Origin of the sequence: Alcanivorax sp. 24 (assembly GCF_004360225.1) — a bacterium.
GTDB classification, from domain to species: Bacteria; Pseudomonadota; Gammaproteobacteria; order Pseudomonadales; family Alcanivoracaceae; genus Alloalcanivorax; species Alloalcanivorax xiamenensis.
Map to the genome: position 1 here is coordinate 1 of NZ_SNUA01000089.1, position 454 is coordinate 454.

1 protein-coding gene is annotated in these 454 nt (G+C 47.4%); it reads right to left on the minus strand.

From position 1 onward, the window contains the following. Positions 1-413 (minus strand): EamA family transporter (locus tag E0L37_RS21390; RefSeq protein ID WP_166643125.1); only part of this gene is annotated, 413 nt, incomplete at its 3' end. Positions 414-454 lie beyond the last annotated feature (41 nt).

The following is a 454-nucleotide window of genomic DNA, read 5'->3' on the forward strand; positions in this document are numbered from 1 at the left end:
ACATTTAATGCCACGTGTGCTGGGTCGAACAACAGCCAGGCCAGTACCACCAGCGCCATAGCACAGAATGCTTGAATTTTTGCAGGGCGCAGCCCTTTAGTAAGCCAAGCATATAACAAAGCCACGACCGGCACAGACACCATCCCTACCCCAGCTATAGCTGCAGGAAGGTTTACCGCCATAATAAAAATAAAGGCAAAACACAGCGCGATATTCACAGCACCTAGCGTTAACAAACTTGGCCACTGCGAACGGGTTGGCAAACTAGGTTTAAGCAATAAAAGTAATAACCCTGCAGGTAATGCACGCAATGCGCCTAATAAAAGTGGCGGCCAATCAGGTGTGGCATATTTGGTCACTGCATAGGTGGTGCCCCATAAAAAGGCGGGGATCATGGCAAGTAAAATATTCAATGTCTGTCCTTGTTAATACGAAGAGATGGCAAGGTAAAAGC